This window comes from Streptomyces ambofaciens ATCC 23877, assembly GCF_001267885.1.
In the GTDB taxonomy this organism is placed as follows: Bacteria; Actinomycetota; Actinomycetes; order Streptomycetales; family Streptomycetaceae; genus Streptomyces; species Streptomyces ambofaciens.
The window spans coordinates 4,444,628-4,465,356 of record NZ_CP012382.1; the positions used below are offsets into that span (position 1 = coordinate 4,444,628).

Here is a 20,729-nt window from a genome sequence, read left to right on the forward strand (position 1 = left end):
CCGCCTCCCCCCCCTCGTCGAACACCGGCGTACGGCTCCCCGCTCCACGGCGAGCCGTACGCCCTTTTTGTGCCCGTTTGACGGCAAAATCGCACGTCCGGCACGCCATCGCCGGGATCTCCCACTATCGTCGAGGTGTGCCTCGCCCATTGGGAGAACTCGAAGACGCGGTCATGACGAGGGTGTGGAAGTGGAACCGCCCCGTGACCGTTCGAGAAGTCCTGGAAGACCTGCAACAGGAACGGTCCATCGCGTACACCACGGTGATGACCGTTTTGGACAATCTCCATCAGAAGGGCTGGGTGCGACGAGAGTCGGAAGGCCGGGCCTATCGATATGAGGCGGTCTCCACCCGCGCCGCCTACGCCGCCGCGCTGATGAACGACGCATGGTCCCAGAGCGACAACCCCGCCGCCGCCCTCATCGCCTTCTTCGGCATGATGAGCGAGGAACAGCGCCAGGCTCTCGGAGACGCGATCCGCATCGTGCAGGGACCGGAAACCCCCGCACCCAACCCCGGCTCCGTACCGGACGCGGGCGAGCGATAGCGTCCCCACATGTCAAATGCCATCAGCGTCCGACGGGCCCGCACCAGCGATGTCCCGGACGTGCGCCGGCTCCTCGACGCGTACGTCCGTGACCGCATCCTGCTCGACAAAGCGATGGTGACGCTTTACGAGAGCATCCAGGAGTTCTGGGTCGCGGAACGGGACGACAACGCCGAGGTGGTCGGCTGCGGCGCCCTGCACGTGATGTGGGAAGACCTCGCGGAAGTACGGACGCTCGCGGTGAAGCCCGGCCTGAAGGGTGTCGGCGTCGGGCACCGGCTGCTGGAGAAGTTGCTGGACACGGCTCGTTGGCTCGGTGTTCGTCGCGTTTTCTGCCTCACCTTCGAAGTGGACTTCTTCGCCAAGCACGGCTTCGTGGAGATCGGGGAGACTCCCGTCGACACCGATGTCTACGCGGAGCTGCTGCGTTCCTATGACGAGGGCGTAGCGGAGTTCCTCGGTCTCGAACGAGTGAAACCGAACACCTTGGGCAACAGCCGGATGCTTCTGCATCTGTGATCACCGAGCACCGATGCCATCCGCAGCACTTCGCCAGGTTTATTCCGCCGAAGGACCGTGTGCGGGTTCGTTCGGGTTCCCTATGTCCGAAACGCGCACCTTTTCGGTCCGGGGGCGGGCTGCCGGTCTCCGTCGGGGGTTTGTGTTTTTCCGGCAAAAGCGGTTTGCTTTCCGACGTACTGCAGTACTGCATATAACAGGGGTTGGCGATACGGCGGACGCCGACGGACCTCCGGCCCTCACGTTATCGATGAAAGGAAATCCGGTGGCACAGAAGGTTCAGGTCCTTCTTGTCGACGACCTCGACGGTGGCGAGGCAGACGAGACCGTGACGTTCGCGCTGGACGGCAAGACGTACGAGATCGATCTCACCACCGCCAATGCGGACAAGCTCCGTGGACTTCTCGACCCGTACGTGAAGGGTGGTCGTCGCACCGGGGGCCGCGCCTCGGGCGGACGCGGCAAGGCGCGCGCCTCCGCCGGCGGCAGCCAGGACACCGCGGCGATCCGCGCCTGGGCCAAGGAGAACGGCTACGACGTCAACGACCGCGGTCGTGTCCCCGCGATGATCCGCGAGGCGTACGAGAAGGCCAACGGCTGATCACCCGCCCCGCACCACAGGACCAGCCGCCGGCCCGCGGGCCGTCAGCGCGTCGCCCGGGAGGGACGCGCGAACCGGGAGGACGGGGCGAGCCGGATCCGGTGGCACTGGGTCGCCAGGGTGTGGACCAGCCGTGCGAGATCGGGGGCGGTGCCCGTGCCCCCCATGGCCGACAGCGTCGGCAGCGAGGCCTCGACCTCGCACCCCGGCTCCGGGGGCCGCAACCAGACGGCGGCCCCCCGCAGCCCGTCGCGACCCGGGGGACGCGGCGGCGGACCGGTCGATGCGGATCCGACGGGCAGGGGTGCGTCGATGACGCCGCCCGCGCCGACCGCCGTGAGGCCGAGCGGCAGCGAGCCCCAGTCCAGCCACTCCAGCAGCCCCGGCATCTCCTCCGCGCTGCCCGCCGCCACGAGCAGCAGCATCCGCTCGCCGTGAACGGCCACGGGGAAGCCCGGTCCGTGCGCGGCCGAGCCGAACCGGTCCAGTGCCGCGTGCCCGGCCTCGGCCGGGACCTCCAGGACGTCGAAGCGGACGCCGGTGCGGAGCCGCACCGGAGGGCCGGGCGTCGTCGGCCAGCCGAGCACGCACTCGTACCACCGCAGGCACTCCCGGGCACCGCCCGGCGCGAGCGGTCGGCGGGGGAACGGCACCGCGGGGACCGAAGGGGCCGGAAAGGCCGGAGGGACCGGGAGCGGGGCGCCAACCATGCCAAGTGCAACGGTCGAAACGGCGTCCGGGTTACGCTGGGTGGTGCGCTGATCGCACTGTGTGCCGCCCCAGGGGGCGTGCGGGGTCGCGGGGAGGCACAAGGTTGTTCGCCCGTAGCGGAGGGAACCGGTGCGCGCGGCATGGAGTGTCAGTCCCAGCGGGTAAGACATCCCTAGTGGGAGGGGGCGACACGCGGATTGGGCCGTCTCACGTTCGCCATCGGCGTACTGGCGACTGGGGTAAGTGCCTGGCCTGCGGGAACATCGTCTCGCACCATCGGGTTGTGGCAGATGTCGGCGTCAGGGGTCAGGAGGCCATCGACGGTGTCGGCAGTTGGAATGAGCGGTCCCCGCTTGCGGGACTAAGCTGCGGAAGGACAGGGAGGGGAAGTTCCCCTTACTGCCTGACCGCTCTGAGGAGCGATTAACGATGTTCGAGAGGTTCACCGACCGCGCGCGGCGGGTTGTCGTCCTGGCTCAGGAAGAAGCCCGGATGCTCAACCACAACTACATCGGCACCGAGCACATCCTCCTGGGCCTGATCCACGAGGGTGAGGGTGTCGCCGCCAAGGCCCTTGAGAGCCTCGGGATTTCGCTCGAGGCGGTCCGCCAGCAGGTGGAGGAGATCATCGGGCAGGGCCAGCAGGCCCCGTCGGGTCACATCCCCTTCACCCCCCGTGCCAAGAAGGTCCTGGAGCTGTCGCTCCGCGAGGCCCTCCAGCTCGGTCACAACTACATCGGCACGGAGCACATCCTGCTCGGCCTGATCCGTGAGGGCGAGGGCGTCGCCGCCCAGGTCCTGGTCAAGCTGGGTGCCGATCTCAACCGGGTGCGGCAGCAGGTCATCCAGCTGCTCTCCGGTTACCAGGGCAAGGAGACCGCCACCGCCGGTGGTCCTGCCGAGGGCACGCCCTCCACGTCCCTGGTCCTCGACCAGTTCGGCCGGAACCTCACCCAGGCCGCTCGCGAGTCCAAGCTCGACCCGGTCATCGGGCGCGAGAAGGAGATCGAGCGGGTCATGCAGGTGCTGTCCCGCCGCACCAAGAACAACCCGGTCCTGATCGGTGAGCCCGGCGTCGGCAAGACCGCCGTCGTCGAGGGCCTCGCGCAGGCCATCGTCAAGGGCGAGGTGCCCGAGACCCTCAAGGACAAGCACCTCTACACCCTGGACCTCGGCGCGCTGGTCGCCGGCTCCCGCTACCGCGGTGACTTCGAGGAGCGCCTGAAGAAGGTGCTCAAGGAGATCCGCACCCGCGGCGACATCATCCTGTTCATCGACGAGCTGCACACGCTGGTCGGTGCGGGTGCCGCCGAGGGCGCCATCGACGCCGCGAGCATCCTCAAGCCGATGCTGGCCCGCGGTGAGCTCCAGACCATCGGTGCCACCACCCTGGACGAGTACCGCAAGCACCTGGAGAAGGACGCGGCCCTCGAGCGCCGCTTCCAGCCGATCCAGGTCGCGGAGCCGTCGCTGCCGCACACGATCGAGATCCTCAAGGGTCTGCGTGACCGGTACGAGGCCCACCACCGCGTCTCCATCACGGACGAGGCCCTGGTCCAGGCGGCGACGCTCGCCGACCGCTACATCTCGGACCGCTTCCTGCCGGACAAGGCGATCGACCTGATCGACGAGGCCGGCTCCCGGATGCGCATCCGCCGGATGACCGCGCCGCCGGACCTGCGCGAGTTCGACGAGAAGATCGCCGGTGTCCGCCGCGACAAGGAGTCCGCGATCGACTCGCAGGACTTCGAGAAGGCCGCCTCCCTCCGCGACAAGGAGAAGCAGCTCCTGGCCGCCAAGGCCAAGCGGGAGAAGGAGTGGAAGGCCGGCGACATGGACGTCGTGGCCGAGGTCGACGGCGAGCTGATCGCCGAGGTCCTCGCGACCGCCACCGGCATCCCGGTCTTCAAGCTCACGGAGGAGGAGTCCTCCCGCCTGCTGCGCATGGAGGACGAGCTCCACAAGCGGGTCATCGGCCAGGTCGACGCCGTCAAGGCGCTGTCCAAGGCGATCCGCCGTACCCGTGCCGGCCTGAAGGACCCGAAGCGCCCCGGCGGCTCGTTCATCTTCGCCGGTCCGTCCGGTGTCGGTAAGACCGAGCTGTCCAAGGCGCTCGCCGAGTTCCTCTTCGGCGACGAGGACGCGCTGATCTCCCTCGACATGTCGGAGTTCAGCGAGAAGCACACGGTCTCGCGTCTCTTCGGTTCGCCCCCCGGCTACGTGGGCTACGAAGAGGGCGGCCAGCTGACCGAGAAGGTCCGTCGCAAGCCGTTCTCCGTCGTCCTCTTCGACGAGGTCGAGAAGGCCCACCCGGACATCTTCAACTCGCTGCTGCAGATCCTGGAGGACGGTCGCCTGACCGACTCCCAGGGCCGGGTCGTGGACTTCAAGAACACGGTCATCATCATGACGACCAACCTCGGCACCCGGGACATCTCCAAGGGCTTCAACCTCGGCTTCGCCGCCGCGGGCGACACGAAGACCAACTACGAGCGCATGAAGAACAAGGTCCAGGACGAGCTCAAGCAGCACTTCCGGCCCGAGTTCCTCAACCGCGTCGACGACGTGGTCGTCTTCCCGCAGCTCAGCCAGGCCGACATCCTGCGGATCGTCGACCTGATGATCGACAAGGTCGACGAGCGCCTCAAGGACCGGGACATGGGCATCGAGCTCTCCCAGTCCGCCAAGGAGCTGCTGTCCAAGAAGGGCTACGACCCGGTGCTGGGCGCGCGTCCGCTGCGTCGCACCATCCAGCGCGAGGTCGAGGACACGCTGTCGGAGAAGATCCTCTTCGGCGAGCTGCGTCCCGGTCACATCGTGGTCGTGGACACCGAGGGCGAGGGCGAGACCCAGACCTTCACCTTCCGCGGTGAGGAGAAGTCGGCACTGCCCGACGTCCCGCCGATCGAGCAGGCGGCCGGCGGCGCCGGTCCGAACCTGAGCAAGGAGGCGTAGCCCTCCGGGGGTGAGCCTGGAAAGGGGCCGCCCGGGACTTCGGTCCCGGGCGGCCCCTTTTCCCTGCGCCGTCATCGGACGCGCAGGATCCTGGCCCGGGGGAGGAGGCCGGTGATCCTGGTGGTGTCCGGCTCGCGGTAACCGCGCAGGAAAAGGGTGTGCACTCCGGGAAGCGGCTGCGCGTCCGGGCCGAGGTCGAGGACCGACGCGTCCAGCGTCAGACACTCCAGCCGTGGCAGTCGGGACAGTTCCGTCCAGTCGTCAGGGGTGACAGGGCCGGTCATGCTGACTTCGCGCAGCGTGGACCAGTGGGACAGACCGCGAAGACCGGTGTCCACGGTGGTCGTCCGGCCGAGGTGGAGCTGTTGCAGGCGCGCCGACACCGGGAGGGTGTCGGTCAGGCGGGTGCCCGGGAGCCGTTGCAGTACCGACAGCTCCTGGAGCGAGGCCAGTTCCTTCAGGCCGGTGAGATCGGCGCGTCCGACCACCTCGAGGCCCTCCAGGGGCAGGGCGGACAGCCGCCCCAGGCACCGCGCGGACCCGCAGTCGAACAGTGCCAGATGCCGCAGGGAGCCGAGTGCCAGCAGCGGTTCCAGATCGGCCACCTCCGGGTTGTCCTGGACGACCAGTTCCTCGACCGCGCCCGGCTCCGGCAGACAGGCGAGGATGTCGTCCAGGGTGTGCGTACCGTGGAACGCGATCTTGCGCCACGGCCGCATGTCCGCGTGCGCTGCGCGCTGCGCCGCTGTCGTGCAGCTCAGGAACAGTCGCGTCGGATCCAGGTGCTCCAGGACCTCCTTCGCGTACTCCCGCGCGTCGAACCGGTCCCACGTCCCCACCAGCTGCCGCCGCACGTCCAGCGCGGGGTGCCCACGGAACCGGCGTAGAACGGCCAATGCCCCGCTCGGTTCCCGCTCCGCCAGCAGTGAGGCCGTCACCGTCACCCCGTGGGCCTCCGCGTCCGTCAGCCCATCCGGACCCGGCAGCAGCTCCAGAACCAGTGGCCCCGCCTCCGCCAGCGCCCTCGCGGCCGCCGTCGACCTCGGCGGGATCAGCGTCCCCGCCCGGGCCTCCACCTCCGCCCGCACCGCCGGGTCCAGGGCGGTCGCGTGTTCCAGGCAGGCCAGGGCCAGCAGGGTGAGGCGAGAAGAGTCCGCCGCCAGCAGCCGCCGCAGCAGTACCGCGCGCTCGCCGGGCCGGGCGTGGGCGACCGCCATCCGGATCACGTCCTCCCAGAGCGGATCGTCCGCCCGGCCCGCGATGACGTCCAGGTGGCCCTCCTCGACCGCGTACCGCGCGCCCAGGTAGTCCTGGAAGGTGCGGTGGACGAAGTCCAGGACGCCCTCGCCGGGCCGGCGGAGCAGGCCGCTGCGCAGCACCAGCGCCCGCAGGACCGCTGCCGCGTCCCCCTGTCCCGCCGCCGAGGCGACCGACGGCAGGGCGCGCTCCACGATGCCCTCCGCCGTCTCCACCTCCATCTCCGTGCGCCCGCTCAGCACCAGCGCGTACGCCAGTCGCTGGAGCAGCTCCAGCTGGGCCTCCTCGCCGAGCTCCACCGCCTCCATGCCCCGCTCCCGGTCCCGGCGGGCCAGCAGCATGGTCAGGGCGGCGTCGTACAGCTCCTTGCGCCCGGTGGGGAGGTAGCCCCGCCGTTCCCGGTGGAGGGCGCAGATCAGGCCGCACATCAGCGGGTTGGTGGCGAGGCGGGCCAGGTCGCGCTTGGTGCGCAGGGCGTCCAGCAGCCGGGCCTCGTACTCGGGCGCCTCGGCCGCCGTGTGCCAGCGCCGTACGAAGGTGGTGACGTCGGACTGACGCATCGGGGTGAGGGTCAGTTCCCGGAAGCCCTCGGCGGCCAGCCAGTCGGGGCGTACGGCGGTGGGGCGGGAGGTCAGCAGCCAGCGGTTGCCGGGGAAGGCGCGGATGAGGGCGAGGAGCCAGTCGCGGGTGCGGTGCCGGTCGGCGGCGGGGATCTCGTCCAGGCCGTCCACGAGGACCAGGCCCCGGCCGGCGCCCAGCACCCGCTCCGCCCAGCCCTCCGGCGGGGTGAGCGGGCAGCCCACGGCGGTGAGGAAGGCCGCCGGTGAGGGCAGCGCGCCCGCCCGGACCAGGGTGCGCAGGGGCAGGACGTACGGGACCCGGTCCCCGCCGCGCGCGGCGGTCACCGCCAGCCACTGGACGAGGGTCGTCTTGCCGGAGCCCGCGTCACCGCGCAGCAGCACGCGGTCGTCGGCGCGCAGGGCGTCCTCGGCGCGGAGGCTGACCGTGCGTTCCGGCTCGGGAGGTTCGCCGGGGAGCACCGTCCGCTCCCCGGTGCCGGTCGCCTCCAGGCTCAGGTAGGCGACCTCCAGGGGCCACCGGTCCGGGGAGTCGCGCAGGTCGATGCCGTAGATGGTGATGCGGTTGTACTGCTCTGCGGCGTGGGGCAGATAGCGGCGTTCGAAGGCGGTGTCACGGGCGTCGGGGCGCGGGGTGCGGGCGATCAGTTCGTCGACCCTGGCGATCAGCTCCGCCTGCCACCGGGACTGCTCCACCAGGGTCCGGGCGACGAAGGTGGAGCGCCGGGTGAAGAACTCCAGGACGTGCAGGCAGGCCCACTCCGTCACCGAGTCGAGGAAGTAGCAGGCGTCGGCGGACAGCCCTCCGGTGGCCGAGGGCGTCCGGTACTGCAGCTGCTTGGCCAGCTCCTGGTGCCCCAGCCGGACCGCCTGGACGTCGTCCATGTCCAGGTCGCCGAGGGCCAGCAGCCGGGCGGCCAGGGCGTCGGCGACGGCGGTCTCCTCGTCGCGGGGGAAGGGCGGCTCGCCGGGGGAGTCCAGGGAGTCCCCGACCAGCCGCCCCGCGAGCCTGCGCACCTCCTTCTCGCCGAGCGTGCGCTGCTCGCCCCGGAAGGAGACCAGGCGGGCCAGCCGGACCGGCTTGTCGACCAGTCCGGCGCCGGGGCCGCCCGTCACGAAGAGCTTCTTCACCAGCGGGGCGACCAGGCCGGACGCCAACTTCCCGCCGAGTACCGCCGGTTCCATGCGCCACCCCCGTGGTCGGTCGACCAGGGGAGCCTAGCGGGCGTCAGGACAGTTGGCCGTCGTAGTCCGGGAGCTTGAAGCCCTTCTCGGCGTGGCCGCCCGACAGGTCGGTGGCGCTGTTGCCGATGTTCGCGATGATCGTGTAGCCCTTCGACTCGATCTTGGCGCGCTGGGCGGTCTTGTACTCGGCGACGTCGCGGAACAGGTCGAGGAAGCCGCGGACGTACAGGCCGGAGGACTCGTAGCCGGCGTGGTCGAGGTTCCACTCGGTGGGCGCCGCGATGATGCCCGGCCGGGCGGTCACGAAGAACAGGGCGACGCCGTGCTCCTGCGCGTACTCGGCGACCTCCAGGACCGGCCGGTTGGCGGGCTGCGGGTAGCTGAAGCCGAAGTCGGTCTCCAGGGAGGTGTTGTCGATGTCGAGGACGATCGCCTGCTTCTCCCCGGGCCGGGTGTCGGCGATCCGCTCCTTCAGGTACGGCAGTGCCTGGTCCATCACGGCCCGGCAGTCCTTCTGCCAGGTGTCGTAGCCGACGTCCGCGGCGGACGCGGCCATCGGCGCCGCGGCGGGCCTCGCCTGGACGGACGGCGTCCCGACGGACGTCCCGGCGGGCCGTGTCTCGGCCGGGGCGGCGGCGACGGACGGCGTGGCCGTCGCGGTGAGCGCCGCCGCGGCGACGGCGGCCGTGCCCGCGGCCCGCTTCCAGGTACGCCGGGTCTGCCCGGCCCGTCTGGGCTGTTCGGTCACGGGGGATGTCATGGGGGGTGTCATGGGAGGTTCGGGGTCCTCTCGTGCTGCGCGGATGCCTGACGGCAAAGTTGTCGCGAGCATGCTCACCTGAGCAAGTGGCCGTACGGCAACGATTGGGTTACTCGGCGGTAGGTGGCTGGTTCGCGCCCGCGAGAGGGGTCTTGGGTGAGGGGAAATGGCCCCTTTCGCGTGACCCCGACCACGTTCGGACCCCCGGTCGACCCCCTCGCACGGGGGGCGGGTCAGGCCGGAAGGCAGTAGCCCCCGTCACATCGCGGGGGGCCCCGGTCGAGGCCGCCGGTGATGTGCCGCACAGGCGATCCGAGGGGTACTACGCGGAATAGTGGAAGCCGCAAGAACTACGAAAACGGACAGATCGGGCCAGGGTGGTAGGGGTTTTCCGGGGCCCTGAGCTGGTTTTGTCCGTAATGGGGGCTCTGTCAAGGGTCGGGAAGTTTCATCTGGAAGTACTAAATAACGTCGTAGGTCACACCTTTGTGCGGTTCGGGCCCGTCGGGTTACCAAGGTGGAGCCCGCCCGGTGAGCGCCTCGGCGTCACGCCGGAGGGCATCCCTCTGTTCCCGTCCCCATGAGGTTCGAATGTTTCCGCGTGTCACGTCCCGTTCTTCCCGTACGACCATCCGCACCCGCGCCGCGGTGATGGCCGCCGGCCTCGGAGCCTCGGTCGCACTGGGAGCCGGGGTCGCGGCCGCCACCGGCACCACGGCGGCTTCCAGCACCTCCTCCGCCGCGAGCGCCGTCGAGGCCCAGGCCGCGGCGCAGGCCAAGGCGGCGCAGGCCGAGAAGGCGACGAGCGCGAAGACCGTCGCCGCCAAGAAGACGGCCGCCAAGAAGAAGGCCGCCTCCTGGGTGGACCCGGTGAAGAAGTACACGCTCAGCGCGAGCTTCGCCCAGAACGGCGGCATGTGGGCCAGCAAGCACAGCGGCCAGGACTTCGCCGTGCCGATCGGCACCAACGTCGTCGCCACGCACGGCGGCACCGTGGTCAAGGCCGGCGGCAACGGCGCCGGTGACGGCCCCGCCTACGGCAACGCCGTCGTGATCAAGCACGGCAACGGCACGTACTCCCAGTACGCGCACCTGTCCAAGGTCAACGTGAAGCCCGGCCAGATCGTGAAGACCGGCCAGTCGATCGCCAAGTCCGGCAACACCGGCAACTCCAGCGGTCCGCACCTGCACTTCGAGATCCGTACGACCCCGAACTACGGCTCGGCCGTCGACCCCGTCGCCTTCCTGCGCGACAAGGGCGTGACCGTCTGACGATGACCGGCTAGGAGCCGTCGGCTCCCCGGTGGGCCTGGCTCACCAGGTCGGTGGCGACCTCGAGAACGGCCGCGCGCTTCTTCTCGGGGTCGCCCTCCAGATCGTGGAGCACGAACATCCCGGCGTGCAGCGTGAACAGCGCACTCACACAGCGGACCTGGTCGACCAGGTCCGCTTCCGGGTCTATGAGGATGTCGCGCAGACCGAGCATGCGGGTCTTGAACATCTCGCCGATGCGCAGGTCCCGCACCGTCGCCTGGTTCTCCTGCATGAAGCGGAAGAGCGGCGCCGCGGCCGCCAGGGCCTCGCTGTAACGGCGGACGATGTCCTGCTTCGTCTCCAGCGTGTGCGGCTGCCGCGACCCCCAGGCGATCAGGTCCTCGATCGGCCGCGAGAGATCCTCGAAGATGCTGACCAGGATCTCTTCCTTGGTCTTGAAGTGGTAGTAGAGCGCCGCCTTGGTGACGTCCAGGCGCTCGGCGATCTCGCGCAGCGAGGTCTTCTCGTACCCCTGCTCGGCGAAGAGCTCCAGTGCCACGTCCTGGATGCGCTGGCGGGTGTCCCCGCGGCGCCGCTGCTGCTTGGTGCTGTCCATCGTGCCGCCCATCCTCCTACGCACCCCCTGTTCCGCGCACATGCCCGGCCGCGCCGGACGCCTTTCCGAAAAACTTACTTGACGCCCGGCTAGTTACGCGTCTACTTTCCCGAGTGTAGTCAACTTGCCGGTCGGCAAGTAAGTAGCAGTGGCTGGGGGAGTGAAGGGCAATGGCGGACACACCGGCGGCAGGGACCGTGGAGAAGGACGGCGAACAGCCGAAGAGCGTGCGGGTGGTCCTGCTCGCGCTCATGATCGCGATGATGCTCGCGATGCTCGACAACATGATCATCGGCACCGCCATGCCCACGATCGTGGGCGAGCTGGGCGGCCTGGAGCACCTGTCCTGGGTGGTCACCGCCTACACCCTCGCGACCGCCGCCTCCACCCCGCTGTGGGGCAAGCTCGGCGACATGTACGGGCGCAAGGGCTCGTTCATGACGTCGATCGTCATCTTCCTGATCGGCTCCGCGCTCAGCGGCATGGCCCAGGACATGGGCCAGCTGATCGGCTTCCGTGCGGTGCAGGGGCTCGGCGCCGGCGGCCTGATGGTCGGCGTGATGGCCATCATCGGCGACCTGATCCCGCCGCGTGAGCGGGGCAAGTACCAGGGCATGATGGCCGGCGTCATGGCGCTCGCGATGATCGGCGGACCGCTGGTCGGCGGCACCATCACCGACCACTGGGGCTGGCGCTGGTCCTTCTACATCAACCTCCCGCTCGGCGCGGTCGCGCTGGTCGCCGTCAGTGCCGTGCTGCACCTGCCGAAGAAGCGCAGCGAGGCGCGCATCGACTACCTGGGCGCGGCGCTGCTGACCGTGGGCATCACCGCGATCGTGCTCGTCACCACCTGGGGCGGCACCGAGTACGCCTGGACCTCCGCGCGGATCATGGAGCTGATCGGCATCGGCGTCGCCGCGCTGGTCGGGTTCGTGTTCTGGCAGACCAGGGCCGCCGAGCCGATCGTGCCGCTGCACATCTTCCGCAGCCTCAACTTCACGCTGATGTCCCTCATCGGCTTCATCACCGGCTTCGTGATGTTCGGCGCCACCCTCTTCCTGCCGCTGTACCAGCAGGCGGTGCAGGGCGCGTCCGCCACCAACTCCGGGCTGCTGCTCCTGCCGATGCTGGGCGCGATGCTCGTCACGTCGATGGTCGCCGGGCGGGTCACCACGAACACCGGCCGCTACAAGGTCTTCCCGGTGGTCGGCGGCGCGCTGATGACCGTCGGGCTGTACCTGCTGTCGCTGATGGACACCGACACCAGCCGCTTCACCTCCGGGGTGTACATGGCCGTGGTCGGCCTCGGCATGGGCTGCCTGATGCAGATCACCATGCTGGTGGCGCAGAACAGCGTGGAGATGAAGGACATGGGCGTCGCGTCCTCGTCCACCACCCTCTTCCGCACCCTCGGCTCCTCCTTCGGCGTCGCGATCATGGGTGCCCTGTTCAACCACCGGGTCCAGGACGTCATGGCCGAGCGGGCCGGCGCGCTGGGCTCCGAGGTGACCGAGCAGTCGGCGCAGCTGGACGCGGACAGCCTGGCCAGGCTGCCGGAGGCGGCGCGCGAGGCGTACCAGCACGCGGTGTCCTCCGGGACGCACGGGGCGTTCCTGCTCTGCGCCGTGGTGGCGGTGCTGGCCCTGGTCGCGGCGGTCTTCGTGAAGGAGGTCCCGCTGAAGGGGGCCGGTCCGAAGACGGCGGAGGGCCCGGACGGCGCCGGTGGCGACGAGGACGGGACCACGGCGAGGACGCCGGTGGCCGAGTCGGTCTGACCCGCACCACGCAGGGCCCCGGGGCGCGTCCCCGGGGCCCTGCGGCGTGCCCGGCCGCCGGTCCTCGCCCCGAGGGACGGGCCGTCGGCGAGATCCCGGCGGGCGGTCGCCGACGGGGCGACGGTGCTCGCTCCTGCCGCTGTCGGTGCCCCGTGGCACCATCGGCCCCATGGACCTCGGTGCCGGCGTGCTGACCACCGACGACATCCACGGCGACTACCAGAAGCTCAAGGACCGCGGGGTCGAGTTCCTCCAGGAGCCGCAGGAGCGCCCGTACGGCACGGAGGCCCTCTTCCGCGACGACTCCGGCAACTGGTTCTCCTTCACCCAGCCCCGTGAGGGCGGCCTCGACACGGACCGGGACTTCGCCTGCTAGACCCGGCCGCCCGCGGAGCCGCTGTGGGAGCGGTCCGGCAGCATCGGGTAGCTCCCGGTGTTCGTCGGTGCGTGCTCCGGCAGCCACAGGACGGCGACGGCCCCCTCGGCGGGCACGTGCTCGGGTGCTCCGGCGGGCCGTACGTTGCGGAAGGTGAGCCGGGCCCCCAGTACCCGCGCCTGGCCGGCCGCGATGGTCAGGCCCAGCCCGTGACCGCGGCCGGCCCGGTCCGTGCTGCCGGTGCGGAAGCGGCTCGGGCCCTCGGCGAGCAGGGCCTCGGGGAATCCGGGACCGTGGTCGCGCACCCGGATCACCCGGCCCTCGACGCTGACCTCGACGGGGGACCGGCCGTGCCGGGCGGCGTTGGCGAGCAGGTTGAACAGCACCCGTTCCAGGCGGCGCGGGTCGGTGGTGACCTCCGACTCGTGCACCACGTGGACCGCGACGGCCGGGTCCTTGGCCGCCACCCGCCGGGTCACGAAGTCGCCCAGCATGATGTCCTGGAGCTCGGCCCGCTCGGAGGCCCCGTCCAGCCGGGCCACCTCCAGGACGTCCTCGACGAGCGTGCGCATCGCCTTCGCCCGGTCCAGCACCAGCTCGGTCGGCCGGCCCGGCGGCAGCAGCTCGGCGGCGGTCAGCAGCCCGGTCACCGGAGTGCGCAGCTCGTGCGCGATGTCGGCGGTGACCCGGCGTTCGGCCTCCAGCCGTTTCTGCAGGGCGTCCGCCATCGCGTCCACGGCGCTCGCGAGGTCGTCGGTCTCGTCCCGGACGACCCCGCCGATGGCGTCCCGGACGCGGACGTCGGGCTCACCGCCGGCGACCCGGTGCGCGGCGGTGGCGGCCTTGCGCAGCCGGCGCGACAACTGGCCGCCGATGAGCACGCCGAGCGCGCTGCCTCCGAGGACGACCGCGATGGAGCCGATGACCAGGGCCTGGTCGAGGTCCTTGAGGATGTCCGCGCTGCGGTCGGTGAACCCGGAGTGCAGGGACATCACGTGCCCGTCCTTGAGCGGCACCGCCGCCCAGATGTCCGTCACCCCGTCCGCCCGCTCGGAGACGTACGTCGCCCGCCGCCCGTCCTCGACCTTCCTGCGCAGCTCGGCCGGCAGCTCGGGGTCGTCGATCTGGGCGTTGGGGAAGTTCTGCCGCCCGGACAGCTCGTAGTTGCGCTGGGCGATCAGGACCCGGTCGTCCGCGAGGTCGCGCGCGTTGTCCAGCATCGACACCCGGGCCGCGTTGTGCACGACCAGGCTCAGCGCGACCGCGACCAGCGCGCCGACCAGCGCGATGGCGGCGCTGAGCTTCCAGCGCAGGCCGGTACGGATGCTCAGCGCACGGATGCCCGGCGCACGGTTGCCCGGCGCACGGTTGCCCGGCCCCGTACGGGTGCCCGGGCGCCCCGGTCGCGAGGCGGTCAGGCGTCGGAAGAACCCCCGCATGTCCCTGTGTCCCCGTATCCCCGCTCAGGCCTTCAACTTGTAGCCGAAGCCGCGGACCGTCTCGATCCGGTCCTGGCCGATCTTGGTGCGCAGCCGCTGCACATGGACGTCGACGACGCGGGTGTCCCCGCCCCAGCCGTAGTCCCACACGCGTTCCAGGAGCTTGTCGCGGGAGAGCACCGTGCCGGGCGCGGAGGAGAACTCCAGCAGCAGCCGCATCTCGGTCGGGGTGAGCGCCACCGGCCGCCCGGCCCGGCGCACCTCCATGCCCTCGGTGTCGACCTCCAGCTCGCCGAAGGTGAGCGGGCCCCCGGTGTCCGCCGCGCCCCCCGCGTCCGAGCGGTCGCCGCCGCCGGCGTGGCCGAAGCGGCGCAGCACCGCCCGCATCCGGGCGACCAGCACGGCCCCGTCGAACGGCTTGGTGACGTAGTCGTCGGCGCCGGCCTCCAGACCGAGGACGACATCGATGGAGTCCGCCCGCGCCGACAGCATGATCACCGGCACGGTGGACTCGTCCCGGATGCGGCGGCACAGGCTGACCCCGTCCAGGCCGGGGACCATGACGTCGAGGAGCGCGATGTCGGGGCGGTCGGCCCGGAACGCCTCCAGGCCCGACAACCCGTCGGGCATCGCGGTGACCGCGAAGCCGTCCCGCTCCAGGGCGAGCTGGGTCGCCTCGCGGATGACGTCGTCGTCCTCGACGAACAGGACGTGTGTCTGGTCTGCCATCCCGGTGCTCTCAGTCCTCGTGTGCCGTCACTGGGGAGACGCGGGGAGCGTGCGCCGCGTTCACTTCTGCGTGGGTGTTCATGTCTCCATCGGTCCGAGCGGCCCGCCCGGTTCACGCGCGTGTCCCTGTCCGTGCGCGTCGGGCGTCTCGTCGGGTTCTCCTAGGCGTCGGGTGTCCTACGCGTCGGGTGGTCGTCTCGCCTCGGGTGGTCGACCCGCATCGGTCGGGTGGTCGTCTCGCCTCGGGTGCCCGTGCCCGTCCGGGGGCCGAGCGCGTCAGCCGTCCGGGCACGTCGCTCCTCGCGCGCCCGTCCGCCGGCCGAGCGCATCGGTCGTCACCTGCGCGTCAGTCGTCCGCGCACGTCAGCTGTCCGGCTCCGGAGCCGGTGAGGGCGCGCTGCCGACCGCGTTGCTGTAGTCGTTGTGGGTGCGGTACTCCTCGGTGAACCGGTTCGAGGCCCAGCGGTACGTGATCACGTTCTCGGCGGACGGACTGGACACCGGGTCACCCTTCTCGTAGACCTGCTTGGTCACCACCAGGTCACCGCGGTCGATCTCCGCGTAGACCGGCGGCTCCTCGGCCTTGAACACATTCTGGTACGCGCCGCCCTCCTCGCGGTACACGTAACTGCCCACACCCACCGCGTCACCGCACGTCAGCACGTTGACGACGACGTCCTCCGCCGAGCCCCCGGTCAGCTCCCCGTACGACACGTCGACGGGGTACTGGTCGGCGACACACGGCTTCAGCTCGCGCTTGACCTCCGCGGAGACCTCGGGGTCGGCCTTGACCAGCCGCACCGCGTCCACGCGGTCGGGGGCCTTCGACGGGGAGATTGCGGGCGTGGAGGAGGCGGCGCCGCCCACCGCGTCCGCGTGGGCCGGGCCCTCGTCGCGGGCGCCGGTGCCACCGGCGCCGCAGCCGGAGAGGGAGACGCCGAGGGCGACGAACACGGCCACCGCCGTACTCGCCGCCTGCACGCTCTTCCGGGCCTCCCCGGGTGATCGACCGACGGTCAGGCCGCGCAACGCTCCCGCTCCTCACGCTCCAGCGCCCGTGCGTCCAGATCGCGGGCGACCAGCTCCTCGCGGAGCCGGGCGAGCGCCCGGTGCAGCGTGCTCTTGACCGTTCCGGCCGACATGCCGAGGGCGGCGGCCGTCTCCTCCGTTGACATCTGCTCCCAGTGTCGCAGCACCACGACGCTGCGCTGCTTCGGGGCGAGCACCTTCATGACGTCCATCAGCAGGGCGCGGTCGGCGTGCTGCTCGGTGGAGTCGTCCACACAGGACTCCGGGAGCTGCTCGGTCGGCACCTCCTCCAGCTTCCGGGCGCGCCACCACTCGGTCCGCGTGTTGATCATCACGCGGCGCAGGTAGGCGTCCGCCAGCCGCTTGTCCTCGATGGTCGACCAGCGGCGGTACGTCCGGGCCAGCGCGGTCTGGAGCAGGTCCTGGGCGTCGACGGGGTCGGGGACCAGGCGCCGTGCGCTGCGCAACAGCGCGTCCTGCCGGGTACGGACGTACTCCTCGAACTCGAGCACCTCGCCCTGCGCCATGGTCAACCGCCTTCCGAATCCCCGTTTCCGGCGGTCTGATCACCGCCGGTCCCACTGCCTGTGGTCCGTAGTCGTGCTGCGCCCGAGGGGCACGCAAACGAAGGTAGGGAAGCGTTGTCACGGCGCTGTGCGAAGCAGCCTGCGGCAAACCCTCGGCTGTCCGTCGGTTGTGTAACGGAGACGGGAACCGGGTCGAGCGATGGGCCACTTGCAGGGGATAGCGGGTGATTTGTCCGGCGGTGCCGCTGTCACGGAGGCCGTCGCGGCGCACCTCCACCGCTGTGCCGCGGTGGTGCGTCAGCTCAGCGGCAGCCGGTACATCCCGTCCGCCAGCGGCTCCACCAGACCGTCGGCGACGAGGCCGTCCAGGGCGCGGGCGCGCTGGACCGGTTCGTGCCACACCTGGTCGAGGGCCGACTGCGGCACGGGCACGTGCGCGTCCCGGAGCACCGCGAGCAGGCGGCCGCGCACCTGCCGGTCGGTGCCGGCGTACGTCTGACCGCGCCGCGGCGGTCCGTCGTGCGCGGGCTTCCCGGCCAGCCGCCAGGCGCACTGGGCCGCGATCGGGCAGCGGTGGCAGGACTCGTTCTTCGCCGTGCAGACGAGTGCGCCCAGTTCCATGGAGGCGGCGGCCCAGCGCGCGGCGCTCGCCTCGTCGTCCGGCAGCAGGGCCCGCGCCAGCTTCCGCTCGGCGGCGGTGGTGGCGTTCGGCGGGTACTGCACGCCGGTGACCGCGCGGGCGAACACCCGGCGGACGTTGGTGTCCAGCACGGCGTGCCGCTGGCCGTAGGCGAAGGAGGCCACCGCGGCGGCCGTGTACTCCCCGATGCCGGGCAGCGCCAGCAGCTGCGCGTGGTCCGCGGGTACGTCGCCGCCGTGCCGTTCCGTTATGGCCGCGGCGGCGCCGTGCAGGCGCAGGGCACGGCGCGGGTAACCGAGCCGGCCCCAGGCGCGGACCGCCTCGCCGGGCGCTTCCGCGGCGAGGTCGGCGGGGCGCGGCCAGCGGGCCAGCCACTGTTCGTAGACGGGCAGCACGCGGCTCACCGGCGTCTGCTGGAGCATGAACTCACTGACCATCACCCCCCAGGCGCCGGCTTCCGGGCGCCGCCAGGGCAGATCGCGGGCGTGCTCGTCGAACCAGTCGATGACGGGGGCGTGCAGCGGCACACCGGACGCCTCCCGCTCTCCGGCCGGGGAGGTGCCCGGGGCGGCCGGGGCCTGGTCCGGGACGGTGTCGGGGGCCGTACCCGGGGCCGGGGTGCGGGACGGCTTCGCGGCGGGATCGGAGGGGCCGTTGTGCGAGGGCTTCGTGGGCGCAGTCATGACCCTCCGATCCTGCCACGGGAGGACCGTCGTACGGGCGCGCCACCACCCGGTGGCGGCCACGACACCTGACGATCGGCAGGGGCGCCGTGCTGCCGACCGCTTGTAGCGTCGGCTCCATGAAAGGCATCCGCCCGGCCGGCGACACCGACGAGGGCGGCGACATGGCCCCCCTCCGCCCCGCCGGCCTCGCCCGCCTCGGCAGGGGCGTCCTGCTCTGGGGCGCCCTCGCCCTGCCCGCGGTCACCGCGGACCGGGCCGGGATGAACGAGCCCCGGCCGCTCTGGCAGCAGCTGGCCGGGCTGGGGATGCTCGCCGTGGCCGTCGCGCTCTCCCGGCGGCAGCCGTTCGGCGCGTTCGCGGTGACGGCGGGCCTGAGCCTCGCCGCCGCCCCCGCCCTGTTCAGCGTCTCCTACGGCCCCACCCTCGGGCTCTTCGCCCTGCTGCTGGGCCTGCGCGAGCAGCGCGCGCGGCCCGCGGTGGCCGGCTTCGTCGCCGTAGGCGCGGTCGGCACCGCCAGGATCGCCCTGACCGGCGTCGATCCGCCGCCCGAGTGGCTGGTCCTGACGGGCTCGCTGCTCTTCGGCTGCGTCCTCCCGTGGCTCGGCGGGCGCTACTGGCGGCAGAGCAGGGCGCTCGCTGAGGCCGGCTGGCTCAGGGCGGCCCGGCTGGAGGACGAGCAGCGGCACGCCGAGGAACGGGCCCGGCTGCGCGAGCGGGCCCGGATCGCCCAGGACATGCACGACTCCCTCGGTCACGAACTGAGCCTGCTCGCCCTGCGCGCGGCGGCCCTCCAGGTCGCCCCCGGCCTCGCCGCCGACCACCGCTCCGCCGCGGCCGGCCTTCGCGTCGCCGCGGCCGACGCCACCGACCACCTGCGCCGCATCATCGGCGTCCTGCGCGAGGACGACGAGCCGGCCCCGCTGACCCCGGCGAACGAGAGCCTGGCGGAACTCGTCGCCCGTGCCGCCGAGTCCGGTCTCCCCGTCCGGTGGGAACCGCCGGACGCCGCCCCGGCCCCCGAGCCCGGCGGCATCGCCGATCGGCTGCTCCACGGGGTCGTGCGCGAGGCACTGACCAACGCGGCCCGGCACGCTCCGGGCGCCCCCGTCGTCGTGGCGGTCACCGGACAGGCCCGCGGAGCCACCGTCACGGTCACGAACGGACCACCCACCCGGGAGGCACCGTCCGCGGCGTCGGGCGGGTCGGGCCTGCTCGGACTGCGCGCCGCCGTCACCTCCGTCGGCGGCGACTTCCGGGCCGGGCCGCACGGGGCCGGGTTCCGCGTCCGGGCGTACGTCCCCGCGCAGCAGGTCGCCGTCCCCCCGGCCCCGTCCACCCCCGTGGCACCCTTCGCCCGCGCCCGCCGCCGCGTCGCCCTCGGTCTGGGGGCCGCCACCGGTGCGGGCGTCGTCGTGGTCGGTGCCGCCTTCGGCTGGTACGCCTACACGGAGACGCACTCGGTGCTCACCCCGAGCGCGTACGCGAAGCTGCGCGCCGGAACACCGCTCGACGACATCGCGCCCGTACTGCCGGACCGCGAGGCCCACGACCCGCCCACCGAACGCGCCTCGACGCCGCCGCCGGCGGGCGCCGACTGCCGCTACTACCGGGCGAGCGGCGAACTCCTCGTCTCCACCGACCACTTCCGTCTCTGCTTCGACGAGCGTGACCGGCTGCTGACCAAGGACGTCGTCCCGGGCGTCGGACGCCCCGCCGAGAGCCGCGAGGATCACGAGGATCACGAGGAGCGCGCGGGGGACGCGCGCCACGACCGACACGGGGAGGGGTCCACACGGTGATCCGGGTACTGCTGGCCGACGACGAGGCCATGGTGCGGGCGGGCGTGCGCGCCATCCTGGCGAGCGGCGGCGAGAGCGAGGTCGTCGCCGAGGCGGGCGACGGCCGCGAGGCGGTCGAACTGGCCCGCGCCCACCGGCCCGACGTGGCCCTGCTGGACATCCGCATGCCCCGTCTGGACGGCCTCACGGCGGCCGAGGAGATCGTACGGACCGCGCCCGGCACCGCCGTGGCCATGCTGACCACCTTCTCCGAACAGGCCTACGTCGCCCGCGCCCTGGCCGCCGGAGCCACCGGTTTCCTGCTCAAGTCCGGGGACCCCTACGAACTGATGGCGGGCGTGCGGGCGGTGGCCGAAGGCGCCGCCTTCCTGTCCCCCAAGGTCGCCCGGTACGTCATCGAGGACCTCGGCAGAGGTGGTGGGGGCGGACGGCTCGCCCGCGAGGAGCACGCGCGGGCACGGGTCTCCCGGCTCAGTCCCCGCGAACGCGAGGTCCTCGGACTCGTCGGCGCCGGCCTGTCCAACCCGGAGATCGCCGCCCGGCTGCACCTCGTCGAGGGGACGGTGAAAGCCTACGTGAGCGCGGTCCTGGACCGGCTGGAGGTACGCAACCGGGTCCAGGCGGCGATCGTGGCGTACGAGGCCGGCCTCGTGGGGACGGACGCCTGAGGGGTGCATGACGCCGGCCCCGGGGGCGTTCGCCCGAGGCGCGGCCAGGACACGGCGGGGGCCGTCCGCCCGACGCG

At 71.7% G+C, this 20,729-nt stretch carries 18 protein-coding genes; 9 read left to right on the forward strand and 9 right to left on the reverse strand.

Going from position 1 to position 20,729, the window contains the following annotated elements; genetic code table 11:
- Nucleotides 1-149: 149 nt before the first annotated feature.
- From SAM23877_RS19845 to SAM23877_RS19855, 3 genes are all read left to right on the forward strand, one after another.
- Complete coding sequence (locus SAM23877_RS19845) at nucleotides 150-548, forward strand: BlaI/MecI/CopY family transcriptional regulator (protein WP_079030321.1); 399 nt, start codon at nucleotides 150-152, stop codon at nucleotides 546-548.
- A gap of 9 nt (nucleotides 549-557) precedes the next feature.
- Nucleotides 558-1,067 (forward strand): amino-acid N-acetyltransferase, encoded by a 510-nt coding sequence (locus SAM23877_RS19850; RefSeq protein ID WP_053134925.1) that lies wholly within the window; start codon nucleotides 558-560, stop codon nucleotides 1,065-1,067.
- A 265-nt stretch (nucleotides 1,068-1,332) separates the two neighbouring features.
- The gene (locus SAM23877_RS19855; protein ID WP_053134929.1) at nucleotides 1,333-1,668 is read left to right on the forward strand and encodes a histone-like nucleoid-structuring protein Lsr2; all 336 of its coding nucleotides are present in this window, start codon (nucleotides 1,333-1,335) and stop codon (nucleotides 1,666-1,668) included.
- Nucleotides 1,669-1,712: 44 nt separating this feature from the next.
- Here SAM23877_RS19855 and SAM23877_RS19860 read toward each other — a convergent pair whose 3' ends face one another.
- The gene (locus tag SAM23877_RS19860) at nucleotides 1,713-2,378 is read right to left on the reverse strand and encodes an SCO3374 family protein (RefSeq protein WP_053134932.1); all 666 of its coding nucleotides are present in this window, start codon (nucleotides 2,376-2,378) and stop codon (nucleotides 1,713-1,715) included.
- Between the two features lie 430 nt (nucleotides 2,379-2,808).
- On the opposite strand from SAM23877_RS19860, the gene SAM23877_RS19865 reads away from it, so the two are divergent.
- Nucleotides 2,809-5,334: an ATP-dependent Clp protease ATP-binding subunit gene (locus SAM23877_RS19865; RefSeq protein ID WP_053134935.1), complete on the forward strand. Its 2,526-nt coding sequence runs from the start codon at nucleotides 2,809-2,811 to the stop codon at nucleotides 5,332-5,334.
- A gap of 71 nt (nucleotides 5,335-5,405) precedes the next feature.
- Here SAM23877_RS19865 and SAM23877_RS19870 read toward each other — a convergent pair whose 3' ends face one another.
- Both SAM23877_RS19870 and SAM23877_RS19875 read right to left on the reverse strand, forming a co-directional pair.
- Nucleotides 5,406-8,354, reverse strand: coding sequence for an NACHT domain-containing protein (locus SAM23877_RS19870; protein WP_079030323.1), 2,949 nt, complete (start codon nucleotides 8,352-8,354; stop codon nucleotides 5,406-5,408).
- Between the two features lie 43 nt (nucleotides 8,355-8,397).
- Nucleotides 8,398-9,114, reverse strand: coding sequence for an HAD family acid phosphatase (locus tag SAM23877_RS19875; RefSeq protein WP_053134938.1), 717 nt, complete (start codon nucleotides 9,112-9,114; stop codon nucleotides 8,398-8,400).
- 591 nt (nucleotides 9,115-9,705) lie between these two features.
- On the opposite strand from SAM23877_RS19875, the gene SAM23877_RS19880 reads away from it, so the two are divergent.
- Nucleotides 9,706-10,386: a M23 family metallopeptidase gene (locus SAM23877_RS19880; RefSeq protein WP_053134940.1), complete on the forward strand. Its 681-nt coding sequence runs from the start codon at nucleotides 9,706-9,708 to the stop codon at nucleotides 10,384-10,386.
- Nucleotides 10,387-10,396: 10 nt separating this feature from the next.
- Here SAM23877_RS19880 and SAM23877_RS19885 read toward each other — a convergent pair whose 3' ends face one another.
- A complete protein-coding gene (locus SAM23877_RS19885; RefSeq protein WP_174532235.1) occupies nucleotides 10,397-10,996 on the reverse strand; it encodes a TetR/AcrR family transcriptional regulator in 600 nt (199 codons plus the stop codon).
- A 158-nt stretch (nucleotides 10,997-11,154) separates the two neighbouring features.
- Here SAM23877_RS19885 and SAM23877_RS19890 point away from each other — a divergent pair, with 158 nt between their 5' ends.
- On the forward strand, nucleotides 11,155-12,759 hold the full coding sequence (locus tag SAM23877_RS19890) for an MDR family MFS transporter (RefSeq protein ID WP_053134943.1): 1,605 nt from the start codon (nucleotides 11,155-11,157) through the stop codon (nucleotides 12,757-12,759).
- A gap of 46 nt (nucleotides 12,760-12,805) precedes the next feature.
- Entirely contained in the window at nucleotides 12,806-13,135 is a 330-nt protein-coding gene (locus SAM23877_RS41960) for a VOC family protein (protein ID WP_342342863.1), read from the forward strand.
- Here SAM23877_RS41960 and cseC read toward each other — a convergent pair.
- From cseC to SAM23877_RS19920, 5 genes are all read right to left on the reverse strand, one after another.
- Nucleotides 13,132-14,574, reverse strand: coding sequence for a two-component system sensor histidine kinase CseC (cseC, locus tag SAM23877_RS19900; RefSeq protein WP_053134946.1), 1,443 nt, complete (start codon nucleotides 14,572-14,574; stop codon nucleotides 13,132-13,134). The genes SAM23877_RS41960 and cseC overlap by 4 nt on opposite strands.
- Nucleotides 14,575-14,598: 24 nt before the next feature.
- Nucleotides 14,599-15,303: a two-component system response regulator CseB gene (cseB, locus tag SAM23877_RS19905; RefSeq protein WP_053134949.1), complete on the reverse strand. Its 705-nt coding sequence runs from the start codon at nucleotides 15,301-15,303 to the stop codon at nucleotides 14,599-14,601.
- A gap of 363 nt (nucleotides 15,304-15,666) precedes the next feature.
- Nucleotides 15,667-16,332 carry a hypothetical protein gene (locus SAM23877_RS19910; RefSeq protein WP_053134950.1) on the reverse strand — a complete coding sequence of 222 codons (666 nt, stop codon included), beginning with the start codon at nucleotides 16,330-16,332 and terminating at the stop codon, nucleotides 15,667-15,669.
- Complete coding sequence (locus SAM23877_RS19915; protein WP_053134953.1) at nucleotides 16,320-16,859, reverse strand: SigE family RNA polymerase sigma factor; 540 nt, start codon at nucleotides 16,857-16,859, stop codon at nucleotides 16,320-16,322. The genes SAM23877_RS19910 and SAM23877_RS19915 overlap by 13 nt, the downstream gene beginning before the upstream one ends.
- 297 nt (nucleotides 16,860-17,156) lie before the next feature.
- Nucleotides 17,157-18,182, reverse strand: coding sequence for an HhH-GPD family protein (locus tag SAM23877_RS19920; protein WP_053134956.1), 1,026 nt, complete (start codon nucleotides 18,180-18,182; stop codon nucleotides 17,157-17,159).
- 119 nt (nucleotides 18,183-18,301) lie between these two features.
- Between SAM23877_RS19920 and SAM23877_RS19925 the strand changes: the two genes are divergently transcribed.
- Nucleotides 18,302-19,984, forward strand: a complete 1,683-nt coding sequence (locus tag SAM23877_RS19925; protein WP_244902969.1) for a sensor histidine kinase — start codon at nucleotides 18,302-18,304, stop codon at nucleotides 19,982-19,984.
- The gene (locus SAM23877_RS19930; RefSeq protein ID WP_053134959.1) at nucleotides 19,981-20,652 is read left to right on the forward strand and encodes a response regulator transcription factor; all 672 of its coding nucleotides are present in this window, start codon (nucleotides 19,981-19,983) and stop codon (nucleotides 20,650-20,652) included. Before SAM23877_RS19925 ends, SAM23877_RS19930 begins: the two co-directional genes overlap by 4 nt.
- Nucleotides 20,653-20,729: the final 77 nt, after the last annotated feature.

Excerpts from the sequence above, each read along its gene's own strand:
- SAM23877_RS19850 (WP_053134925.1), top strand. The coding sequence starts at position 558 with ATGTCAAATGCCATCAGCGTCCGACGGGCCCGCACCAGCGATGTCCCG.
- SAM23877_RS19860 (WP_053134932.1), bottom strand. The coding sequence starts at position 2,378 with ATGGTTGGCGCCCCGCTCCCGGTCCCTCCGGCCTTTCCGGCCCCTTCG.
- SAM23877_RS19865 (WP_053134935.1), top strand. The coding sequence starts at position 2,809 with ATGTTCGAGAGGTTCACCGACCGCGCGCGGCGGGTTGTCGTCCTGGCT.
- SAM23877_RS19870 (WP_079030323.1), bottom strand. The coding sequence starts at position 8,354 with ATGGAACCGGCGGTACTCGGCGGGAAGTTGGCGTCCGGCCTGGTCGCC.
- SAM23877_RS19875 (WP_053134938.1), bottom strand. The coding sequence starts at position 9,114 with ATGACATCCCCCGTGACCGAACAGCCCAGACGGGCCGGGCAGACCCGG.
- SAM23877_RS19880 (WP_053134940.1), top strand. The coding sequence starts at position 9,706 with ATGTTTCCGCGTGTCACGTCCCGTTCTTCCCGTACGACCATCCGCACC.
- SAM23877_RS19885 (WP_174532235.1), bottom strand. The coding sequence starts at position 10,996 with ATGGGCGGCACGATGGACAGCACCAAGCAGCAGCGGCGCCGCGGGGAC.
- SAM23877_RS19890 (WP_053134943.1), top strand. The coding sequence starts at position 11,155 with ATGGCGGACACACCGGCGGCAGGGACCGTGGAGAAGGACGGCGAACAG.
- cseC (WP_053134946.1), bottom strand. The coding sequence starts at position 14,574 with ATGCGGGGGTTCTTCCGACGCCTGACCGCCTCGCGACCGGGGCGCCCG.
- cseB (WP_053134949.1), bottom strand. The coding sequence starts at position 15,303 with ATGGCAGACCAGACACACGTCCTGTTCGTCGAGGACGACGACGTCATC.
- SAM23877_RS19915 (WP_053134953.1), bottom strand. The coding sequence starts at position 16,859 with ATGGCGCAGGGCGAGGTGCTCGAGTTCGAGGAGTACGTCCGTACCCGG.
- SAM23877_RS19920 (WP_053134956.1), bottom strand. The coding sequence starts at position 18,182 with ATGACTGCGCCCACGAAGCCCTCGCACAACGGCCCCTCCGATCCCGCC.
- SAM23877_RS19925 (WP_244902969.1), top strand. The coding sequence starts at position 18,302 with ATGAAAGGCATCCGCCCGGCCGGCGACACCGACGAGGGCGGCGACATG.